The 18,426-nt window shown below is 52.8% G+C and carries 17 protein-coding genes, 1 tRNA gene and 2 rRNA genes; 4 read left to right on the top strand and 16 right to left on the bottom strand.

What is annotated here, in order from left to right; translation table 11 throughout:
- From rrf (ACJTMZ_RS16200) to rrf (ACJTMZ_RS16190), 3 genes are all read left to right on the top strand, one after another.
- Positions 1-113 (top strand): 5S ribosomal RNA (gene rrf / locus ACJTMZ_RS16200); the annotation flags it as partial.
- Between the two features lie 14 nt (positions 114-127).
- A tRNA-Thr gene (locus ACJTMZ_RS16195) sits at positions 128-203 on the top strand.
- Between the two features lie 43 nt (positions 204-246).
- Positions 247-362 (top strand): 5S ribosomal RNA (rrf, locus tag ACJTMZ_RS16190).
- 335 nt (positions 363-697) lie between these two features.
- Here rrf (ACJTMZ_RS16190) and ACJTMZ_RS16185 read toward each other — a convergent pair.
- The 3 genes from ACJTMZ_RS16185 to ACJTMZ_RS16175 form a co-directional block, all read right to left on the bottom strand.
- Positions 698-919 (bottom strand): lipoprotein, encoded by a 222-nt coding sequence (locus ACJTMZ_RS16185; protein ID WP_003860364.1) that lies wholly within the window; start codon positions 917-919, stop codon positions 698-700.
- 248 nt (positions 920-1,167) lie between these two features.
- On the bottom strand, positions 1,168-4,281 hold the full coding sequence (locus tag ACJTMZ_RS16180) for an efflux RND transporter permease subunit (RefSeq protein WP_015572027.1): 3,114 nt from the start codon (positions 4,279-4,281) through the stop codon (positions 1,168-1,170).
- Positions 4,282-4,292: 11 nt separating this feature from the next.
- The gene (locus ACJTMZ_RS16175) at positions 4,293-5,432 is read right to left on the bottom strand and encodes an efflux RND transporter periplasmic adaptor subunit (protein WP_015572026.1); all 1,140 of its coding nucleotides are present in this window, start codon (positions 5,430-5,432) and stop codon (positions 4,293-4,295) included.
- Between the two features lie 396 nt (positions 5,433-5,828).
- Between ACJTMZ_RS16175 and envR the strand changes: the two genes are divergently transcribed.
- Positions 5,829-6,476, top strand: coding sequence for an acrEF/envCD operon transcriptional regulator (envR, locus tag ACJTMZ_RS16170; RefSeq protein ID WP_015572025.1), 648 nt, complete (start codon positions 5,829-5,831; stop codon positions 6,474-6,476).
- Here envR and ACJTMZ_RS16165 read toward each other — a convergent pair.
- The 13 genes from ACJTMZ_RS16165 to msrP all read right to left on the bottom strand — a co-directional run bounded on the left by ACJTMZ_RS16165 (position 6,471) and on the right by msrP (position 18,350).
- Positions 6,471-8,555: an EAL domain-containing protein gene (locus ACJTMZ_RS16165; RefSeq protein WP_252010984.1), complete on the bottom strand. Its 2,085-nt coding sequence runs from the start codon at positions 8,553-8,555 to the stop codon at positions 6,471-6,473. The genes envR and ACJTMZ_RS16165 overlap by 6 nt on opposite strands.
- A gap of 139 nt (positions 8,556-8,694) precedes the next feature.
- Positions 8,695-8,859 (bottom strand): DUF2556 family protein, encoded by a 165-nt coding sequence (locus ACJTMZ_RS16160; protein WP_003860373.1) that lies wholly within the window; start codon positions 8,857-8,859, stop codon positions 8,695-8,697.
- Positions 8,860-9,037: 178 nt separating this feature from the next.
- A complete protein-coding gene (gene fis, locus ACJTMZ_RS16155) occupies positions 9,038-9,334 on the bottom strand; it encodes a DNA-binding transcriptional regulator Fis (RefSeq protein WP_000462905.1) in 297 nt (98 codons plus the stop codon).
- 23 nt (positions 9,335-9,357) lie between these two features.
- Positions 9,358-10,323: a tRNA dihydrouridine synthase DusB gene (gene dusB / locus ACJTMZ_RS16150; protein WP_015572023.1), complete on the bottom strand. Its 966-nt coding sequence runs from the start codon at positions 10,321-10,323 to the stop codon at positions 9,358-9,360.
- 329 nt (positions 10,324-10,652) lie between these two features.
- The gene (locus tag ACJTMZ_RS16145; RefSeq protein ID WP_063405495.1) at positions 10,653-11,393 is read right to left on the bottom strand and encodes a carbonic anhydrase; all 741 of its coding nucleotides are present in this window, start codon (positions 11,391-11,393) and stop codon (positions 10,653-10,655) included.
- Positions 11,394-11,530: 137 nt separating this feature from the next.
- Entirely contained in the window at positions 11,531-12,412 is an 882-nt protein-coding gene (gene prmA, locus ACJTMZ_RS16140; RefSeq protein WP_015572021.1) for a 50S ribosomal protein L11 methyltransferase, read from the bottom strand.
- Positions 12,413-12,423: 11 nt separating this feature from the next.
- The gene (panF, locus tag ACJTMZ_RS16135; protein WP_032669089.1) at positions 12,424-13,875 is read right to left on the bottom strand and encodes a sodium/pantothenate symporter; all 1,452 of its coding nucleotides are present in this window, start codon (positions 13,873-13,875) and stop codon (positions 12,424-12,426) included.
- Entirely contained in the window at positions 13,865-14,107 is a 243-nt protein-coding gene (locus tag ACJTMZ_RS16130; protein ID WP_003860385.1) for a YhdT family protein, read from the bottom strand. The genes panF and ACJTMZ_RS16130 overlap by 11 nt, the downstream gene beginning before the upstream one ends.
- Positions 14,108-14,215: 108 nt before the next feature.
- Positions 14,216-15,565, bottom strand: coding sequence for an acetyl-CoA carboxylase biotin carboxylase subunit (gene accC, locus ACJTMZ_RS16125; protein ID WP_003860388.1), 1,350 nt, complete (start codon positions 15,563-15,565; stop codon positions 14,216-14,218).
- Between the two features lie 10 nt (positions 15,566-15,575).
- Entirely contained in the window at positions 15,576-16,040 is a 465-nt protein-coding gene (accB, locus tag ACJTMZ_RS16120; RefSeq protein ID WP_015572018.1) for an acetyl-CoA carboxylase biotin carboxyl carrier protein, read from the bottom strand.
- A gap of 21 nt (positions 16,041-16,061) precedes the next feature.
- The gene (gene aroQ / locus ACJTMZ_RS16115) at positions 16,062-16,514 is read right to left on the bottom strand and encodes a type II 3-dehydroquinate dehydratase (RefSeq protein ID WP_003860391.1); all 453 of its coding nucleotides are present in this window, start codon (positions 16,512-16,514) and stop codon (positions 16,062-16,064) included.
- Positions 16,515-16,748: 234 nt separating this feature from the next.
- Positions 16,749-17,348 (bottom strand): protein-methionine-sulfoxide reductase heme-binding subunit MsrQ, encoded by a 600-nt coding sequence (gene msrQ / locus ACJTMZ_RS16110; protein ID WP_003860393.1) that lies wholly within the window; start codon positions 17,346-17,348, stop codon positions 16,749-16,751.
- Positions 17,349-18,350, bottom strand: a complete 1,002-nt coding sequence (gene msrP / locus ACJTMZ_RS16105; RefSeq protein ID WP_015572016.1) for a protein-methionine-sulfoxide reductase catalytic subunit MsrP — start codon at positions 18,348-18,350, stop codon at positions 17,349-17,351.
- Positions 18,351-18,426 lie beyond the last annotated feature (76 nt).

The raw sequence follows: 18,426 nt of genomic DNA, 5'->3' as shown, positions 1-18,426 counted from the left end.
GGCGGCTGTAGCGCGGTGGTCCCACCTGACCCCATGCCGAACTCAGAAGTGAAACGCCGTAGCGCCGATGGTAGTGTGGGGTCTCCCCATGTGAGAGTAGGGAACTGCCAGGCATCAAATTTAGCGTGCTGATATGGCTCAGTTGGTAGAGCGCACCCTTGGTAAGGGTGAGGTCCCCAGTTCGACTCTGGGTATCAGCACCACTTTATACTTAGGTTAAAGTTCGGCAAGAAGTAAAAGAATTTGTCTGGCGGCTTTAGCGCGGTGGTCCCACCTGACCCCATGCCGAACTCAGAAGTGAAACGCCGTAGCGCCGATGGTAGTGTGGGGTCTCCCCATGTGAGAGTAGGGAACTGCCAGACATCAAACAAGTAGAAAGGCCATCCGAAAGGATGGCCTTTTTGCGTTATCGCTCCAGCCAAACCAATTCCCTCATTCGATATTCCTGCTGTCGCCATTAATACCTTACGGACGTATTAAAGCGTTTTACCCTACTGAAACTGAAGTTGTGGAATGCATTATGCTGGCTCGCAGCAGCGTTAAATCAATTAAATGTTATGTACAGGTATGGGGTATAGCGGGGAGTAAGGTAGCGTATTGAATTTAATTAATATCTGATGCTATTCGTGATGAGGAATATACGTTCCTTATATCAGGGAAAAATAAAAGCGCGGCGATGGCCGCGCTTTTAGAAGCCTTATTTAGTCAGGGCGACAATACCGAGTGTCAGGCCAGCGATTGCCGCGGCGCCACCAGCAATCGCACCTGCTGTTTCCCAGTTATCCTGGGTAGTGCCCTTCATACAGGTATTGGTGTGAACCAGTCGCCCCTGATCGTCGTATACCGGTACACATGGAGAGTCGTGCGCGCAACCAGCAAGCAGCGCAGCGAGAAGTGCAACGGAAAGGAATCTTTTCATGATGTTACCTCAATATGATCGCTTATTCGCTAAAGAGCCGATACAGCAATTAACGAACTGATGATTATTTTACCACCGCACTAATACCATGCAGCACGGGGAATAATCTCAATTTGTGTGGATTGTAAAAATTATGAAGAAAAAAGCGCGGGCACTGATTATTAATGGAGGAAATGTGAAGAGGGGAAGTGTTTTTACATTGTTTTCAGGAAATAAAAAAGGCACCAGAGGTGCCTTTATGGTTTTCATTAATCCTTGTGCTTTGTAAACCGTCTCCGGACAACCACAAAGAAAACAGGAACAAAGAAAATGGCCAACAGGGTGGCTGACAGCATCCCGCCCATCACGCCCGTCCCGACCGCATTTTGTGCCCCACTACCAGCACCGCTGCTGATGACCAGAGGGATAACACCAAGGATGAATGCCAGGGAAGTCATCAGGATAGGACGCAGACGCATACGCGAGGCTTCAAGCGTGGCTTCGATAATCCCTTTGCCTTCTTTATCCATGAGATCCTTGGCGAACTCAACGATCAGTATGGCGTTCTTGGCTGATAAACCAATTGTCGTAAGCAGACCAACCTGGAAGTAAACGTCATTGTTCAGCCCTCGCATTGATGCAGCCAGAAGCGCGCCGATCACCCCCAGCGGCACAACCAGCATGACCGAGAAGGGAATTGACCAACTTTCATAGAGGGCCGCCAGACACAGGAACACCACAATCAGTGAGATGGCGTACAGCGCCGGAGCCTGATTCCCGGAAAGTCGTTCCTGATAAGACATCCCCGTCCAGTCGTAGCCGATGCCGGAAGGCAGTTTTGACGCAAGGCTTTCCATCAACGCCATTGCCTCACCGGTACTTTTGCCAGGGGCAGACTCACCGAGGATCTCCATTGATGGCATCCCATTGTAACGTTCCAGACGCGGTGAACCGTACACCCAGTGAGAGCTGCTAAAGGCAGAGAAAGGCACCATTTCGCCGTTAGCGCTACGCACATACAGGCCGTTAATGTCTCCGGGTAGCATACGGAAGCGAGCATCAGCCTGGACATAAACTTTTTTCACCCGTCCGTGATCGATAAAGTCGTTCACATAGGTGCCACCCAGCGCTGTTGAAATCGTCTGATTGACGTCAGACACGCTCACACCCAGCGCCTGTGCCTTCTCCTGATCGACGTCCAGCTTGAACTGTGGCGTATCTTCCAGTCCATTAGGACGCACGCGAACCAGTAAGTCAGGATGTTCTCTCACCATGCCCAGCAGCTGGTTACGCGCCTGGGTTAACTGCGTATGCCCCAGGTTTGCCTGGTCAATCAGTTCAAAGTCAAAGCCTGTTGCGGTACCCAGTTCAATAATGGCAGGCAGGTTAAACGGAAATACAAGACCGTCTTTGATCTGGCTGAACGCTTTCGTCGCGCGGCTGACAATCGCCTCAACGCCGTTTTCCTTGCCCGGACGTTCTTCCCATGGCTTCAGGCTGACGAAAGCGATACCGGAGTTCTGTCCCTGTCCGCTAAAGCTAAACCCGTTTACGGTAAAGACCGATTCAACGTTCGCTTTCTCTTTCGTCAGGTAATAATCCTGAACCTGATCGAGTACCTGCTGAGTACGCATTTGCGTCGCCCCTGCCGGCAACTGAACCATCGTCATAAACACCCCCTGATCCTCTTCCGGCAGGAAGGAGGAAGGCAGGCGCAGGAACAGAACTGCCATGCCGCCGACGATGATGACGTAAACCAGCAGATAGCGGCCGGTTTTACGTAAAATGCCGCTCACGCTGTTGCTGTAATGCTCCACACTTTTATCAAAGAGCGCGTTAAACCAGCCGAAGAAACCACCTTTCTTTTCATGATGTTCGCTGGAAACCGGTTTGAGCAGCGTTGCACAAAGAGCAGGCGTTAATATCAACGCCACCAGTACCGACAAGGCCATCGCGGAGACAATGGTCAGCGAGAACTGGCGATAGATAGCCCCGGTTGAACCACCAAAAAATGCCATCGGAATAAATACCGCCGAAAGCACCATGGCAATGCCCACCAGGGCGCCCTGGATTTGCTCCATCGACTTCTGCGTCGCCTCTTTTGGCGGCAGCTTGTCCTCAACCATGACGCGTTCTACGTTCTCGACCACCACGATGGCGTCATCGACGAGCAGACCTATCGCCAATACCATCCCGAACATCGTCAGGGTGTTAATGGAGAACCCGAACGCAGCCAGTACCGCAAAGGTGCCCAGTAACACCACGGGCACGGCGATAGTCGGAATAAGCGTTGCCCGCAGGTTTTGCAGGAACAAGTACATCACCAGGAACACGAGAACAATCGCTTCAAACAGCGTCTTCACCACTTCATGGATTGAGATCTTCACGAAAGGTGTGGTGTCGTACGGATACACGACTTTCAGGCCCTGAGGGAAGAAGGGCTGCAACTGCGCCAGTTTACTCTTGATGGCGGCAGCGGTATCCAGCGCGTTTGCGCCAGTCGCCAGCTTGATCCCCAGCCCCGTTGCTGCCTGGCCATTGATTTTGGTGACCATATTGTAGTTTTCGCCACCCAGCTCAATGCGGGCCACATCTTTCAGGTGGACCATTGAACCGTCCTGGTTCACCTTCAGCGTCACACGACCAAACTCCTCCGGCGATTTCAGACGCGTTTGAGCAATAATTGAGGCGTTCAGTTGCTGCCCAGGTACGGACGGTGTTCCGCCCAACTGGCCCGCAGCAATCTGGTCGTTCTGCGTTTTTAGCTGGTTAATGATATCCAGCGGCGTGAGCTGATATTTGTTCATCGCGTTGCTGTCCAGCCAGATGCGCATTGCATACTGGGCACCGAACAGCTGCACGTCACCGACGCCGGAAGTACGGCTGATCGCATCTTTTACATTAGAAGCGACATAGTCGGAGATATCATCCTGCGTGAGGTTTTTATTGTCCGACACAAAGCCTGCAACCAGCAGGAAGCTGCTGCTGGATTTCTCCACGCCGATCCCCTGCTGCTGCACTTCTTGTGGCAGCAGCGGCATGGCGAGCTGGAGTTTGTTCTGAACCTGCACCTGCGCAATATCAGGATCTGTACCCGACTCGAACGTCAGCGTAATGGTGACGTTACCAGCGGAATCACTGGTGGACGACATGTACATCAAATTATCGATACCGTTCATGTTCTGTTCGATAACCTGAGTGACGGTGTCCTGTACCGTCTGGGCATCAGCGCCCGGGTAGGTTGCTGTCACCGCAACCGCCGGCGGCGCAATGGTCGGATATTGCGCGACCGGTAGTTTTAAAATGGCCAGCCCGCCCGCAATCATCAGAATGATGGCGAGTACCCAGGCGAAAACAGGCCGTTGAATAAAGAAATTAGCCATGTCGTTATTCCTTAACTGGCTGGAGTCGCTGCGGTATCAGGAATAGCCACGACGGTGACGCCAGGGCGAACTTTTTGCAGGCCGCTGATAATGACGCGGTCGCCGTTTTTGAGGCCTTCCGTGATCAGCCAGCGATCGCCAATCGCCTGCGGTGCAACGACAGTGCGTGATTCCACCTGGTTTTTCTCATTTACCACAAGCACGGTGGCATCTCCGCGTGGTGTACGGGTTACTCCCTGCTGGGGAACCAGTATGGCATCAGGTTGCGTACCTTCATCGATGCGCGCACGGACAAACATACCCGGTAACAGCATATGCTGTGGGTTAGGGAAGAGGGCGCGAAGGGTGATTGAGCCGGTACTTTCATCTACCGTGACATCAGAGAACTGGAGCGTTCCTTTCAGCGGATAAGGCTGGCCATTTTCCATCAGCAACTCGACGCTGCTGGTGTCTCCCTTTTGCAGGCTCGTCTGCTGCTTCAGGCGCATAAAATCGCTGCTGGATTGCGTCACATCGACATAAATGGGATCGAGTTGCTGAACCGTCGCCAGTGCAGTTGCCTGGCCATTAGTGACTAACGCCCCTTCGGTGACGCTGGATTTACCTATACGCCCGTTGATTGGGGATGTGACTTTCGTATAGGCCAGGTTGATCCGCGCGCTTTCAACGCCAGCCTTCGCGGCAACCACGCTCGCATCCGCCTGCTGGGCAGTTGCCACCGCCTGATCGTACTCCTGCTTGCTCACATATTGCGTACCAACCAGCGGAACGTAACGTTTCACCGTCAGATGGGCGATATTCGCCGCCGCCTGTGCTTTTACCAGTTCACCTTTCGCATTGTCGTAGGCTGCCTGATAGGTGGCCGGATCGATTTGATAAAGGGATTCACCCGCTTTAACGTCGCTGCCTTCGGTAAAATTACGGTGCAGAATGATACCACTTACCTGGGGACGAACCTCCGCAACACGATACGCGTCAGTTCTGCCGGGCAATTCTGTCGTTACGGCCAGTGGCGCGCTTTTAACAATATGAACACTGACCTGAGGAGCTTGCGCATGCTGCTGTGGGTTTTCTTGCCCATCGCACCCGGTGAGCAGCGCGGCACAGACAATGAAACCGGATAAGGGTAAGCATCTGAAGTGATTCGTCATTACTGTTCCTTAAACTACCCTTGAGCCGATATTTGCCATGAATCGGTGAAAGGGTGTGAGGCAAAAAATAGAAATGTAGCCGCGTATAATAATGAGGGTGTTTAATGTTTTTTAATTTATAAGTGCTGATGGAGCTTTTAAAAGTAAAAATCGGAATCTGACACAGTGCATTCGGTATTCTTTTTCTGTCAGGATAATCAACGAAATGTTTTCGGTGAATGCTATTCATATATTTTATGAATTTTATGTATTCGATTTATTCACGTGAATTATAAATTAAATGAATTGACTTTTTTTGTGCAAAATTAACACGGGTTTTGGTTAATACTTTGACTACACGACCACGGCAATATCCTTTGATAACGTATCAATCTTATGAGTAATGAGTAGCAGGTTATGGCGCGCAAAAAGAAAGAAGAGGCTCAAAAGACCCGCCAGCAGCTGATTGAAGCCGCTATCGGGCTATTCGCGACGCGTGGCGTGTCCAGCACCACGCTTACCGACATCGCCGATGCTGCTCAACTCACTCGCGGGGCGGTTTACTGGCATTTCTCGAGTAAAGCGGAAATATTTAATGCAATATGGGATCAGCAATTGCCGATGCGTGAGATGATTCGTGACAGGTTAATACTTTCCGAAAATGACGACCCTTTGTTAATGCTTCGTGAACAATTTATTGTCGCACTGCAATATATTGCGAGCGAGCCGCGGCAATATGCGCTTTTACAAATTTTGTATCATAAGTGTGAATTTCATGACGATGTGATTTCAGAATGTGAAATACGAAAGCGGATCGGTTTAAACGATGATTATCTTCGCAAGACGCTAAAGCGATGCATTGCTCGTAACGTTATCTCTTCGCAAACCAATATTGAACTGGCGCTGATTGTTTTCCACGCCTTTTTTAGCGGTGTCATTAAAAACTGGTTAATGGATAGCAACAATTTTAATCTGTACAAACAAGCACCGGCGCTGGTGGATAATATTCTGGCGACACTAAATATCACCCGAGTGGCGCCAGTGGTTTACGATACAGCCTCATGACCGCGTCCGGGGTGGCGACATCTCCCCGTGCTGGCACTGTTCCATAATAGCTTGCGCGGTAATCGGTTTGCCCAGCAGGTAACCCTGTAGCGTATTGCATCCCAGTTCTGTCAGAAAGGTTTGCTGCGCTGCGGTTTCGACCCCTTCCGCCACGACCTTCAGATTCAGCGTTTTTGCCAGGGCGACAATCGCCGAGACAATCGTCGCATCTTCGCTCTCACCACTTAACTCTTTCACAAAAGCACGATCGATTTTCAACTCGCAGGCGGGGAGTCGCTTAAGATACAGAAGGCTTGAGTAACCGGTGCCAAAATCGTCTATCGAGGCTTTTACTCCCGCATCCGTCAGCGCTGTCAGGACACGCACGCTTTCGTCCGGATTGTTCATTGCCGTGGTTTCGGTCACCTCCAGGATCAACATGCCGGGCGGTACGCTATGGCGCGTCAGACAATCGAGAACTGTTTTAACCAGCGACGGCTGTTCGAACTGCAATGTAGAAAGATTCACCGCCATTGACCAGTCCGTGTGGCCCTGAAGATGCCATTCACGCAGCTGGCGGCAGGCCTCGTCGATTACCCAGTTTCCAATCGGAATAATCAGCCCCGTTTTCTCTGCCAGCGGTAGAAACAGGTCAGGGGAGAGTAACCCCTGTTTGGGATGCTGCCAGCGTAACAGCGCTTCGAACCCGAGGACTGGCCCGGCAGGAGCGTGGAATTTAGGTTGATAAAGCAGGCGTAACTCATTACGGTCGATGGCTTGCCACAGATCATTCATCAGCTGAAGATGCGTCTGCGCCAGCGTATTCATTGACGGCTGGAAGAAGTGATAGCCGTTACGACCCATATGTTTCGTGTGGTACATCGCAGCATCAGCGTTAAACATCAGTTCACGATCGGTTTTGCCATCGTGTGGATAGAGCGCAATGCCAATGCTCAGGGTGACCATCAGTTCATAAGGATCGAGATGGAACGGGCTATCAATGACGCGCACCAGTGAATTTGCCAGTGAGGCAGCATCATCCGGAGTGGCGGTTTCGGCCAGCAGGACGAATTCATCCCCACCGATACGCGCCAGCGTGTACTGGCCTTTCAACTGCAACAGCAAACGCTGAGTCACCGCTACCAGAAGCTTGTCACCGACATCATGACCATAGGCATCGTTGACGGTTTTAAAGCCGTCGAGATCCATAAACATCAGCGCGAAAGGGCTTCCTTCGCGATCGGCCTTGCTGATGGCCTGATCGAGGCGATCCTCAAGCAGAATACGATTGGGTAATCGCGTCAGCGTATCATGCAACGCCAGCTGTGCGAGTTCACGGTTCGCTTCTGCCAGTGATGAGGCCAGCAGCGAGGTACGAGCCTGAAGGCGGGCATCGAACATCGACACCAGCAGCGTAATCCCCAGAATAGCGAGCGCGACCACGCTAACCAGTATCGCCAGCCAGCTCCCGTTAATGCCATGATGGTGGACCATCGTCGACATCGGAAATTGTGCTGCTTCCATGCCAGCGTAATGCATGCCAGCGATAGCGATGCCCATGGTGATCGCCGCCCCCAGCCGCATCAACGCCATTCGTGCAGCTTCCTGACGTAAACGGAACGTCAGCCAAAGAGCGGCCAGTGAAGCGGCAAGGGCAATGACCACAGAGATAGCCACCCACGTTTTATCCCAGACAATACCCGGTGTGACCTCCAGGGCAGCCATACCGGTGTAGTGCATGGCAACAATGCCCGTTCCCATCACGACGGCGCCAGGCAGTAACCGACGCAAACGTAGCTGCTCGCCGCTAACGAGCCACAGGGCGAACATTGACGAGCTGATGGAGATAACCATCGAAAGCACGGTCAGGGCCGCGTTGTAACTCATGCTCATGGAAAGATCCATCGCCAGCATACCGATGAAATGCATCGCCCACACGCCAATCCCCATCGAAACACCGCCACCTGCCAGCCAGACGCGTGCAGCGATGCCCTGGCTTCCGGCAACGCGCGCAGCCATATTCAGCGCGGTATAGGCGGCAAGAATGGCAACAACAAAGGAGATGACTACGAGGATTTGGTTGTATTGGCTAACCAGCATGGTCTGTTCACTCGTTGTGAGACGTTAAGCAAGAGCGGTTGGAAAGGGCACAGACATTATCATCGTCAGGAAATGACGAAAAGTGATTTAAATCCCTGTTTTTATTGAGTGATAACAGGGGGGGACAGGATGGAAGCGGTTAGTCCAGCTCTGAGCAGTTGACCAGTTTAAGCGGGTTCACGGAATTCATATTGCGACATTTATCGGTTTCGGTGCTCATCAGTTCAATCCACTGCATCAGCAGCGCATCAAAAATGAAAACAGAGACAGCAAAAACGACCAGCCACCAGTATTTACGAATCATGTGTCATTCCGTGAAAAGAGAGCCTGTAAGTTGCTGGAAATATACACGAAAAGCGGGCGTTGAAAAGTGGGGAAAGAGAAGGTTTACAAAGCATTGACGGTTGCCCGTCCGGACGATAAAAAAGGCGCTTCCCCATGCCGAAGAGCGCCTTTTTAAACAAGCAGTTAGCTAATCGAAATTAGTTCATGCCGTATTTTTTCAGTTTCTTACGCAGGGTACCACGGTTGATGCCCATCATCAGGGCAGCGCGGGTTTGATTACCACGGGTGTATTGCATCACCATGTCCAACAGTGGCTGTTCAACTTCAGCCAGTACCAGCTCATACAGGTCATTAACATCCTGACCGTTCAGTTGAGCAAAATAGTTCTTCAGTGCCTGTTTAACCGAGTCACGCAGGGGCTTTTGAGTCACCTGATCCTGAGAGTTAACGGTAGAAACGGTCAGTACGTCAGAATTTACGCGTTGTTCGAACATAGTTCTGTCAGCTCTTTATTTCATTACGCAAGATTTTCGAAGTATGCCTCCAACGCCTCCAGCTGTTCGCTGGCATCCTCAATGGCGTTGAATGTGCGCCGAAACTGGTCATTTGGAGCGTGCTCCTGGAGATACCAGGAGACGTGTTTACGCGCAATTCGGTACCCTTTTGCCTGGCCGTAGTGGTCATGCAGTTCCCGAACATGCGAACAAAGCAAGCGCTTAACCTCTGCCAGAGGCAGTGGGGCAAGCAGCTCCCCAGTGTCCAGATAATGCTGGATTTCCCGAAAGATCCAGGGTCTTCCCTGAGCGGCACGTCCTATCATCAGAGCATCAGCTCCCGTATAGTCGAGCACAGCTCTGGCTTTAAGCGGGTCAGTAATGTCGCCATTCGCGATAACCGGAATGGAAACTTTCTGCTTAACTGCCCGAATGCTGTCGTATTCAGCTTCACCGTTGAACAAACAGGCGCGAGTGCGTCCATGAATGGTCAGGGCCTGAATGCCACAGTCTTCGGCCAGTTGGGCAATCTCTACGCAGTTACGGTGTTCCGGCGACCAACCCGTGCGAATCTTCAACGTAACAGGAACGTCCACTGCGCTGACAACCGCCGTCAGGATTGACTTCACCTGGTCGGGGTATTGCAGAAGGGCTGAACCTGCAAGCTTGCGATTCACCTTTTTGGCCGGGCAACCCATATTGATATCAATAATCTGGGCGCCACTTTCCACGTTAATACGCGCGGCATCTGCCATCTCTTCAGGCACGCTTCCGGCAATTTGCACGGTGCGGATACCTGGTTCATCAATGTGCACCATCCGTAGGCGGGACTTATCGCTTTCCCAAACCTGCGGGTTAGACGACATCATCTCGGAAACGGTCAGGCCTGCTCCCATCTCGTAACACAGCGTCCTGAACGGCCGGTCGGTAATACCTGCCATTGGGGCTGCGATCAGGCGATTTCTGAGCTGGTGGTGTCCGATGCGCATGAGTTAAGAAATGACCATACTGTGACTGCAAGGCGGCGTATATTACGCATTTTTTGCACGAGATGAAAGGCCAAACTTTGAACAATCCTCTGTTGTAGATCAAGGAATCGCCAGTCATTCTATTTGGATAAGATTATTCGCTATTTAAATCATTGCGTTATGAATAAATGAACATTTTTTGGGCGCTTACAATTTCCCGTAACTTCTCATCATTTCTGAATAAATGGATCAATTGTCCGGGATAATCTGCTGCTATAAGCAGCAGATTATGACGCTTCTTTGCGATCTGCGTCGCATTTCAGCACAGGATATCAACGTACAAAATCGACTTATTCAACAACCAGACGGCCATGAAGCGGCTGAACCGGGCGGCTGTTTTCGTGGTGCATGGTGTGAGTGAATTTTTGCAGCTGTTCAGCAGAGACGGTCAGCGGATGCTTGAGCACCAGCCATGTCACCCCTTCTGAACACGGTGGCGTGGTCAGAGAGCCGCTAAAACGCCAGTAGGTTTTATCCGTGGGCAGTAATTTATTCATATCGAGGGTTGGCTTAATCGTTACGTTCTGGTCAACCTGTCCAGGCATCACGCCCCAGAGTTTATCCAGTTCAGTGTTTGCCGCGCCCTGATCGAACATAACGGCAACGACCGTCAGTTCGCCGTCAGCGTTTTTATGGACCAGATGCATTTCCATTGCGTATTTTTTACCGTGCACCGTGTTTTCGGATGGCGCATGGAAATGGAACTGCTGTAACGTCCAGCGCTGTTTATCAAGTGTGATGCTGTCGCGTGTATCGGCATTTTCACTTGCCTGGATAGTATGGCCGTTGTTTGTCAGAAGGACCGGGCCGTCGATATAGTGCGTTTCCAGCGGAGAGATGTGGGCTTCGACCGTGTTATCTATGTTAACAGGCGACTGATACATTCCGCTTTTACACGTCTTGTACGCCTCGTCCAGTTCGCCCCAGTGTTCCGGTGCGCCTTCTCCCTGATAACTCCAGTGTGATGCGTAAGCCGTAGCCGAAATCATGCTCAGCGCCAGCAGCGCTGCCTTGCCTGAAATGTGTTTCATCATATTCTTCCTGTGAATTTTATTATCCAAATCAATGATTAACATTATGATTTGTGCGGTTATTTTATCGAAGAAAGGAAGAAGGCGGGAGAAAAAACCGAAGGGAAAAGGCGTGGTCAGACGACCACGCCAAACGCTTATTTTTTACGGCCGGTGATGCGACACCACTCTTCTTTCTCGACCACCGGGTCGAGCGCGAAGAGATCGGCGTAGGCTTCACAGACGCTGTCTGCCTGGCTGGCAAGGATACCGGACAGGCCCAGCAGACCGCCTTCAACCGGCAGCACGCTGATTAACGGCGCCAGCTCGCGTAACGGGCCAGCCAGGATATTCGCGACCACAACATCGGCTTTCATCGCCTCTGGCTGTGCATCGGGCAGATACAGTTCAAGGCGATCGGAAACGCCATTACGCTCGGCGTTATCACGGCTGGCCTGAATCGCCTGCGGATCGATGTCGATCCCGATGGCTTTGGCGGCGCCCAGTTTCAGCGCCGCGATAGCAAGGATCCCGGATCCGCAACCGAAGTCGATCACGGTTTTGCCTTCCAGATCCAGGCCATCCAGCCATTGCAGGCACAGGGAGGTTGTCGGGTGGGTGCCGGTGCCGAACGCCAGACCCGGATCCAGCATCACGTTGACGGCGTTTTTATCGGGAACTTCACGCCAGCTTGGGCAGATCCACAGACGCTGACCAAACTGCATCGGATGGAAGTTGTCCATCCACTCGCGTTCCCAGTCTTTGTCTTCCAGCTGTTCAATTTTATGCGCGAAACCCACGCCCAGCAGCGGATGGTTTTCCAGAATCGCCACGACCTCTTTCATGTCGGTTTCTGCATCGAACAGGCCGATAACGTCCGTATCACCCCACAGGCGCGTTTCGCCTGGCAGCGGCTCAAAGACCGGCGTGTCATGCGTGTCCTGGAAGGTGATAGAGACCGAACCGGCCTCCATCAGCGCATCACTCAGTTCTTCGGCGTTCGCGCCGGTTGTGTTCAGTTTTAATTGGATCCACGGCATGGCAAAACTCTTTATTTATCAGTAGAAATCAGGACAGTTTGTGGCACCGGTCGACCAAAACGGTTTCCCACCACAAACGCCAGTAAACTTAACAGTAACGAAGGCACGATCGGATGGAAGCCCAGATACTGAATTTTAAACGTGGCGAGAACGGCATACAGGACGCCCCCGACAATCATGCCGCTTAATGCGCCCGCGGCATTCGCGCGTTCCCAGTACAGCCCCAGCACCAGCGGCCACAGGAAAACGGCCTCCAGCCCGCCAAAGGCGAGCAGGTTCAGCCAGATGATCATCTCCGGTGGACGCCATGCGGCCAGCAGCAGCAACGCCCCCAGCACCAGGGTAATCACCGCCGACATACGCTTGAGGCGTCGCTCATTTTCGACCTGTTCAGGGCGCAAATTCAGATAGAGATCTTTAATGATCGTAGCGGAACTTTGCAGCAACTGAGCGTTGATGGTCGACATAATGGCCGCCATGGGTGCGGCGAGGAAAATCCCGGCGGCAAACGGCGGAAGCACTTTCACCATCAGGGTCGGAATGACCAGATCCGGTACGGTAAGGTCAGGGATCACCGCGCGTCCCAGCGCGCCCGCCAGATGCATACCGAACATCAGGATCGCCACCACAATTGTCCCGATAATGATCCCGCGGTGCACCGCTTTGCTGTCTTTATATGAGATGCAGCGCACGGCAGTATGGGGCAGGCCAATCACGCCAAAGCACACCAGTACCCAGAACGAGGTCATAAAGGTTGGAGAGAGGATGTCATCCGCCCCCTGCGGTGAGACCAGTTTCGGATCGATCGCTTCCAGGGTTTCAACCGCATGGCTCAGGCCTCCTGCGGCATGCACGATACCTACCAGCAGAACGAGGGTGCCAATGAGCATCACCATCCCCTGCATTGTGTCGTTGAGTACGCTGGCGCGGAACCCGCCAAACGCGGTATACAGCGCGATACTCACACCGAAAATGACCAGACCTGTTTCATAGGGGATACCGGCTGCCGTCTCCAGCAGTCGCGCCCCGCCGATAAACTGCACCGTCATTGCGCCAATAAACGCCACCAGCAGACTCAGGCTTGCCAGCCATACCAGCAAGCGACTCTGATAGCGGGCAAACAGCATATCGTTCAGCGTTACGGCATTGTAGCGACGGGCCAGAATGGCAAACTTTTTACCCAGTATGCCCAGAGAGAGCCAGATGGCAGGCAGCTGGATCATTGCCAGCAGTACCCAACCCAGCCCGTACTTATAAGCGGCGCCGGGGCCACCAATAAACGAACTGGCGCTGATGTACGTGGCGGTCAGCGTCATGGCCAGCACGACGCCACCCATTGAGCGGCTCCCGAGGAAATACTCGTTCAGAAAGGTGCCGGTCGAACGTTTACGCATCGCATAAACCGACAGGCCAAACACCAGGAACAGGTAAGCGATAAGGGGCAGAATGACTTCAAGCTGCATCATCGTCCTCCAGTGAAATATCGCGATAGATGAATTTCACCATCGCCCAGCACAGCAGGATAAACACCAGCGGCAGCAGCAGGCAGGCCATTTCAAACCAGTGCGGGAGGCCGGTAATGCCAATCGCTGAATCAGGTAAGTAAGCAGTTACTAACCATGCGGCGAGATAGAGAAGGGTCAGCCACAGCGCCCAGCGCGCTTCTTTATGGGCCTGAACAAAACGTTTGTCCATTTTTTGTCCCTTGTGGATGAAGAAAGCGGGGATTGTACATGATGGGGCTTAGCGATCCCCAGAAATAAAAAAGGCCGGATAATCCGGCCTTTTAGCAACACTGGTCTCTTACTTCTCGTTCAGACCGAGTTTTTTCTCCAGGTAGTGGATGTTAGTCCCACCATTCTGGAAGTGCTCGTCGCTCATAATGCGCATCTGGAGATCAACGTTGGTTTTGATCCCGTCGATGATCAGCTCCTGAAGGGCGTTCTTCATGCGGGCAATGGCCACGTCACGGTTTTCGCCGTAGCAGATCAGCTTACCGATCATTGAGTCATAATACGGCGGTACGGTGTAACCGGCGTAGATATGGGACTCCCAGCGCACACCAAAGCCACCCGGCGCGTGGAAACGCGTGATTTTACCCGGGCTTGGCAGGAAGGTGTTCGGGTCTTCGGCGTTGATACGGCACTCTACCGCATGGCCTTTAACCACAACTTCTTCCTGTTTGATGGACAGCGGCTGACCGGCTGCGATACGCAGCTGTTCTTTGATCAGGTCAACGCCGGTGATCATTTCGGTAACCGGGTGTTCAACCTGAATACGGGTGTTCATCTCGATGAAATAGAACTCGCCGTTTTCGAACAGGAACTCGAAAGTACCCGCCCCGCGATAGCCGATATCGACACACGCTTTAGCGCAACGCTCGCCGATGTAGCGACGCAGCTCCGGCGTAATGCCCGGCGCTGGCGCTTCTTCGACCACTTTCTGGTGACGACGCTGCATGGAGCAGTCACGTTCTGCCAGATAGATTGCGTTACCCTGACCGTCAGCCAGCACCTGAATTTCGATGTGGCGTGGGTTTTCCAGGTATTTTTCCATGTACACCATGTCATTGCTGAAAGCCGCTTTCGCTTCCGCTTTGGTCATGGAGATGGACTGCGCCAGTTCAGCATCGCTGCGTACAACGCGCATACCGCGACCGCCGCCGCCGCCGGACGCTTTGATGATCACCGGATAGCCAATGCGTTTAGCATGGGCGCGGTTAGCATCCATATCGTCGGTCAGCGGGCCGTCAGAGCCCGGTACGGTTGGCACGCCGGCTTTTTTCATCGCGGTGATGGCAGACACTTTGTCACCCATCAGGCGAATGGTGTCGGCTTTCGGGCCAATGAAGATAAAGCCAGAGCGTTCAACCTGCTCAGCAAAGTTGGCGTTCTCAGAGAGGAAACCATAACCCGGGTGAATCGCGACCGCGCCAGTGATTTCGGCGGCGCTGATGATCGCCGGGATGTTCAGATAGCTTTTTACGGACGGAGCCGGACCGATACAGACCGTCTCATCCGCCAGCAATACGTGTTTTAAATCGCGATCCGCGCTTGAGTGCACGGCCACGGTCTTGATGCCCAGTTCTTTACAGGCACGAAGAATACGCAGTGCAATCTCGCCACGGTTGGCGATAACAATTTTATCCAGCATGTTCGCCTCGTTACTCGATGACGACCAGCGGCTCGTCAAATTCTACCGGCTGACCACTTTCGACCAGGATCGCTTTCACAGTACCTGATTTGTCTGCTTCGATCTGGTTCATCATTTTCATGGCTTCAACGATGCACAGGGTATCGCCTACGTTGACTTTCTGACCCACTTCGATGAACGCCTTCGCGTCCGGGCTCGGGGTGCGGTAGAAAGTACCAACCATTGGGGAACGTACGATGTGACCACTGATTTCTGTTGCAGCCGCAGGTGCCGCTTCTGCTGCCACTGGCGCAACGGCTGCGGAGAGCGCAGGCTGCTGCACTGGCGCAGCGTAAGCTTGCTGCATTACCGGGAAGCTAGCGGCCGGGGCTGCACGGCTGATGCGTACAGACTCTTCGCCTTCAGAAATTTCCAGTTCGGAGATGCCTGATTCTTCAACCAGCTCGATCAGTTTTTTAATCTTACGAATATCCATGAGTGGGTTCCGTACTCTTGTTTAGTGTGATTGTGACAAGCGTTTTACCGCTGTCTGTAAAGCGTATGAATAGCCGTCTGCACCCAGCCCACAAATCACGCCAGCGGCGATATCTGACAGGTAGGAATGGTGGCGGAACGGCTCTCGGGCGTGCACGTTACTCAGGTGGATCTCGATAAACGGGATACTCACCGCGAGCAGTGCGTCGCGTATAGCAACACTGGTGTGCGTAAACGCGGCCGGATTGATCAGGATATAGTCCACAGTGTCTTTAGCCTGATGAATACGGTCGATGATTGCGTACTCCGCGTTTGACTGAAAATGGTCCAAATCCACATTCAGCGAGGCTGCTTCCGTACTCAGACGGTTAACAATTTCGCTCAATGTCAGCGTGCCGTACTTCTCTGGCTCACGGGTGCCGAGCATGTTCAGGTTCGGACCGTTCAATACTAAAATTTGGAATTTGTCAGCCATTGTGCCGCTATCTCCTGCGATTTTCGGGTAAAAAACAACATATACCCTCAAAGCGCAATTGTCACCCTTTCAGAGGCCTAAAACCCCTGTCCGGAAAACCGAAGTCGCACATTATAACGATTTCGTAGCATTTGGCAGCTAAATACTGGTCTTATCAGGGAAGATTATCAACCGCTATCCGAAAAAGATTCGCGGTTGATAAATAATCTGCGGGAAAACGCACAGTTTCGTGAACTATCGCAACCACTGGCGGAACTTCTTGTAACGCCACGCTAAAAGGGCCAGGGCCAGCAGGGCGTAGATGACCGGCTGAGGGGATAAAATCTTCACCGACCACAGGTAATGAATCGGGGCGAGGATCGCGACAAGATAGACGAAGTTGTGCAGCAGTTGCCAGCGTCGACCCAGTTTTCGCTGCGCATACTGCGTGGATGTCAGCGTCAGCGCCAGTAAAACCAGCCAGCTTACGATACCCAGCGTCAGATAGGGACGCGTCACCAGTTCGCTGCCAAGGAGTGCCAGGTTGTTAATGCCCAGTTCCAGCAGGGCGTAGCTGGTGAGATGCAGCGTCGCCCAGGCAAAGCACCATAGCCCTAAAAGCCGACGGGTGCGTATCAATAATGGCTGTTTAGCGTAGCGCGCCAGCGGTGAGACGAGCAAGGTCGCCAGCAAAAATTTCAGAGCCATCCGACCCGTAAAATGCTGAATATCTTTCGCCGGATCGGCACTGAACTGTCCCTGGCTGGCTGCCCAGAAGAGCCAGATAAAGGGGAGCAATCCTGCTAAATGCAGGAGTACCTTCAGCCAGGTTATCTGCTTTGCCGTTAAACGCACTTAGAAGTTCTCCCGTAAATTCAGCCCACGGTAGAGGGATGCCACCTCATCCGCATAGCCGTTAAACAGCAGCGTTGGCTGGCGTTTAACATCCAGCGCGCCGCCGGAGCCGATAAAACGTTCCGTTGCCTGCGACCAGCGCGGATGGTCAACGTGCGGGTTAACGTTGGCAAAAAAACCATACTCGTCAGGCGCTGCCAGGTTCCAGGTGGTGGGGGGGCGTTCACGGGTGAGCTTAATGCTGACGATCGATTTGATGCCCTTGAAACCGTATTTCCACGGTACGGTCAGGCGAATGGGCGCCCCGTTTTGCGGCGGCAGCGCTTTGCCGTAAACCCCAACGGTAAGCAGCGTAAGCGGATGCATGGCTTCGTCGAGACGTAAACCTTCAACGTAGGGATACTCCAGCCCGCCGCCGATAAACCGATCCTTCTGGCCTGGCATCTCGTCCGGGGCGTAGCGCGTCTGGAAGGAAACATACTTCGCGTTGCTGGTGGGCTCAACCAGCGCCAGCAGTTTATGCAAAGGGAAACCTACCCACGGCACCACCATCGACCAGGCTTCTACACAGCGCATACGGTAAATGCGTTCTTCAAGTGGGAAGCGGGTGGTGAGGTCATGATGATCCAGCGTCAGCGGTTTTGCCACCTCGCCATCTATCTTCAGCGTCCAGGGATCGGTTTTCATGCTCCCGGCGTTGGCGGCAGGATCGGCCTTATCGAGACCAAACTCATAGAAGTTGTTATAGCCGGTGACTTTATCTTCCGGCGTCAGCGCCAGTTTATTCTGCCACTGCGCCGGTTTGGTGAAGTTAAGCGGTGCGCCGGAGGGGGCTTTCGGGCGATCGTTGCCCTTAAACCAGTCGAGCAGATCGGCATGGGCCGCAGGGGTGAGCGTCAGGGCGGTGGCGCTGATGCCAAGCATTTTCAGGATCTGGCGGCGCTGTAGCATAAAGACAGATTCAGACGTTACGTCGGCTTCCGTCAGTTTTCGGGTTTTCATGGCATCCTCCGTCAGGCGTTTTTCTAAGCATGACGGAGGAGGAGGGTTAGCGCGAATATGTCACGAAAATTTGAAG

It is taken from the genome of Enterobacter sp. DN (genome assembly GCF_046054285.1).
In the GTDB taxonomy this organism is placed as follows: domain Bacteria; phylum Pseudomonadota; class Gammaproteobacteria; order Enterobacterales; family Enterobacteriaceae; genus Enterobacter; species Enterobacter hormaechei_C.
The sequence above is the reverse complement of the archived record's forward strand: the minus strand, read 5'-3'. Positions and strand labels throughout refer to the sequence as shown.

What these genes read in the sequence shown, in the direction of transcription:
- ACJTMZ_RS16185 (WP_003860364.1), bottom strand. Translation starts at nt 919, where the DNA reads ATGAAAAGATTCCTTTCCGTTGCACTTCTCGCTGCGCTGCTTGCTGGT.
- envR (WP_015572025.1), top strand. Translation starts at nt 5,829, where the DNA reads ATGGCGCGCAAAAAGAAAGAAGAGGCTCAAAAGACCCGCCAGCAGCTG.
- fis (WP_000462905.1), bottom strand. Translation starts at nt 9,334, where the DNA reads ATGTTCGAACAACGCGTAAATTCTGACGTACTGACCGTTTCTACCGTT.
- ACJTMZ_RS16175 (WP_015572026.1), bottom strand. Translation starts at nt 5,432, where the DNA reads ATGACGAATCACTTCAGATGCTTACCCTTATCCGGTTTCATTGTCTGT.
- aroQ (WP_003860391.1), bottom strand. Translation starts at nt 16,514, where the DNA reads ATGGCTGACAAATTCCAAATTTTAGTATTGAACGGTCCGAACCTGAAC.
- ACJTMZ_RS16130 (WP_003860385.1), bottom strand. Translation starts at nt 14,107, where the DNA reads ATGGACAAACGTTTTGTTCAGGCCCATAAAGAAGCGCGCTGGGCGCTG.
- ACJTMZ_RS16180 (WP_015572027.1), bottom strand. Translation starts at nt 4,281, where the DNA reads ATGGCTAATTTCTTTATTCAACGGCCTGTTTTCGCCTGGGTACTCGCC.
- ACJTMZ_RS16165 (WP_252010984.1), bottom strand. Translation starts at nt 8,555, where the DNA reads ATGCTGGTTAGCCAATACAACCAAATCCTCGTAGTCATCTCCTTTGTT.
- prmA (WP_015572021.1), bottom strand. Translation starts at nt 12,412, where the DNA reads ATGCCGTGGATCCAATTAAAACTGAACACAACCGGCGCGAACGCCGAA.
- accC (WP_003860388.1), bottom strand. Translation starts at nt 15,565, where the DNA reads ATGCTGGATAAAATTGTTATCGCCAACCGTGGCGAGATTGCACTGCGT.
- accB (WP_015572018.1), bottom strand. Translation starts at nt 16,040, where the DNA reads ATGGATATTCGTAAGATTAAAAAACTGATCGAGCTGGTTGAAGAATCA.
- msrP (WP_015572016.1), bottom strand. Translation starts at nt 18,350, where the DNA reads ATGAAAACCCGAAAACTGACGGAAGCCGACGTAACGTCTGAATCTGTC.
- panF (WP_032669089.1), bottom strand. Translation starts at nt 13,875, where the DNA reads ATGCAGCTTGAAGTCATTCTGCCCCTTATCGCTTACCTGTTCCTGGTG.
- ACJTMZ_RS16145 (WP_063405495.1), bottom strand. Translation starts at nt 11,393, where the DNA reads ATGAAACACATTTCAGGCAAGGCAGCGCTGCTGGCGCTGAGCATGATT.
- dusB (WP_015572023.1), bottom strand. Translation starts at nt 10,323, where the DNA reads ATGCGCATCGGACACCACCAGCTCAGAAATCGCCTGATCGCAGCCCCA.
- ACJTMZ_RS16160 (WP_003860373.1), bottom strand. Translation starts at nt 8,859, where the DNA reads ATGATTCGTAAATACTGGTGGCTGGTCGTTTTTGCTGTCTCTGTTTTC.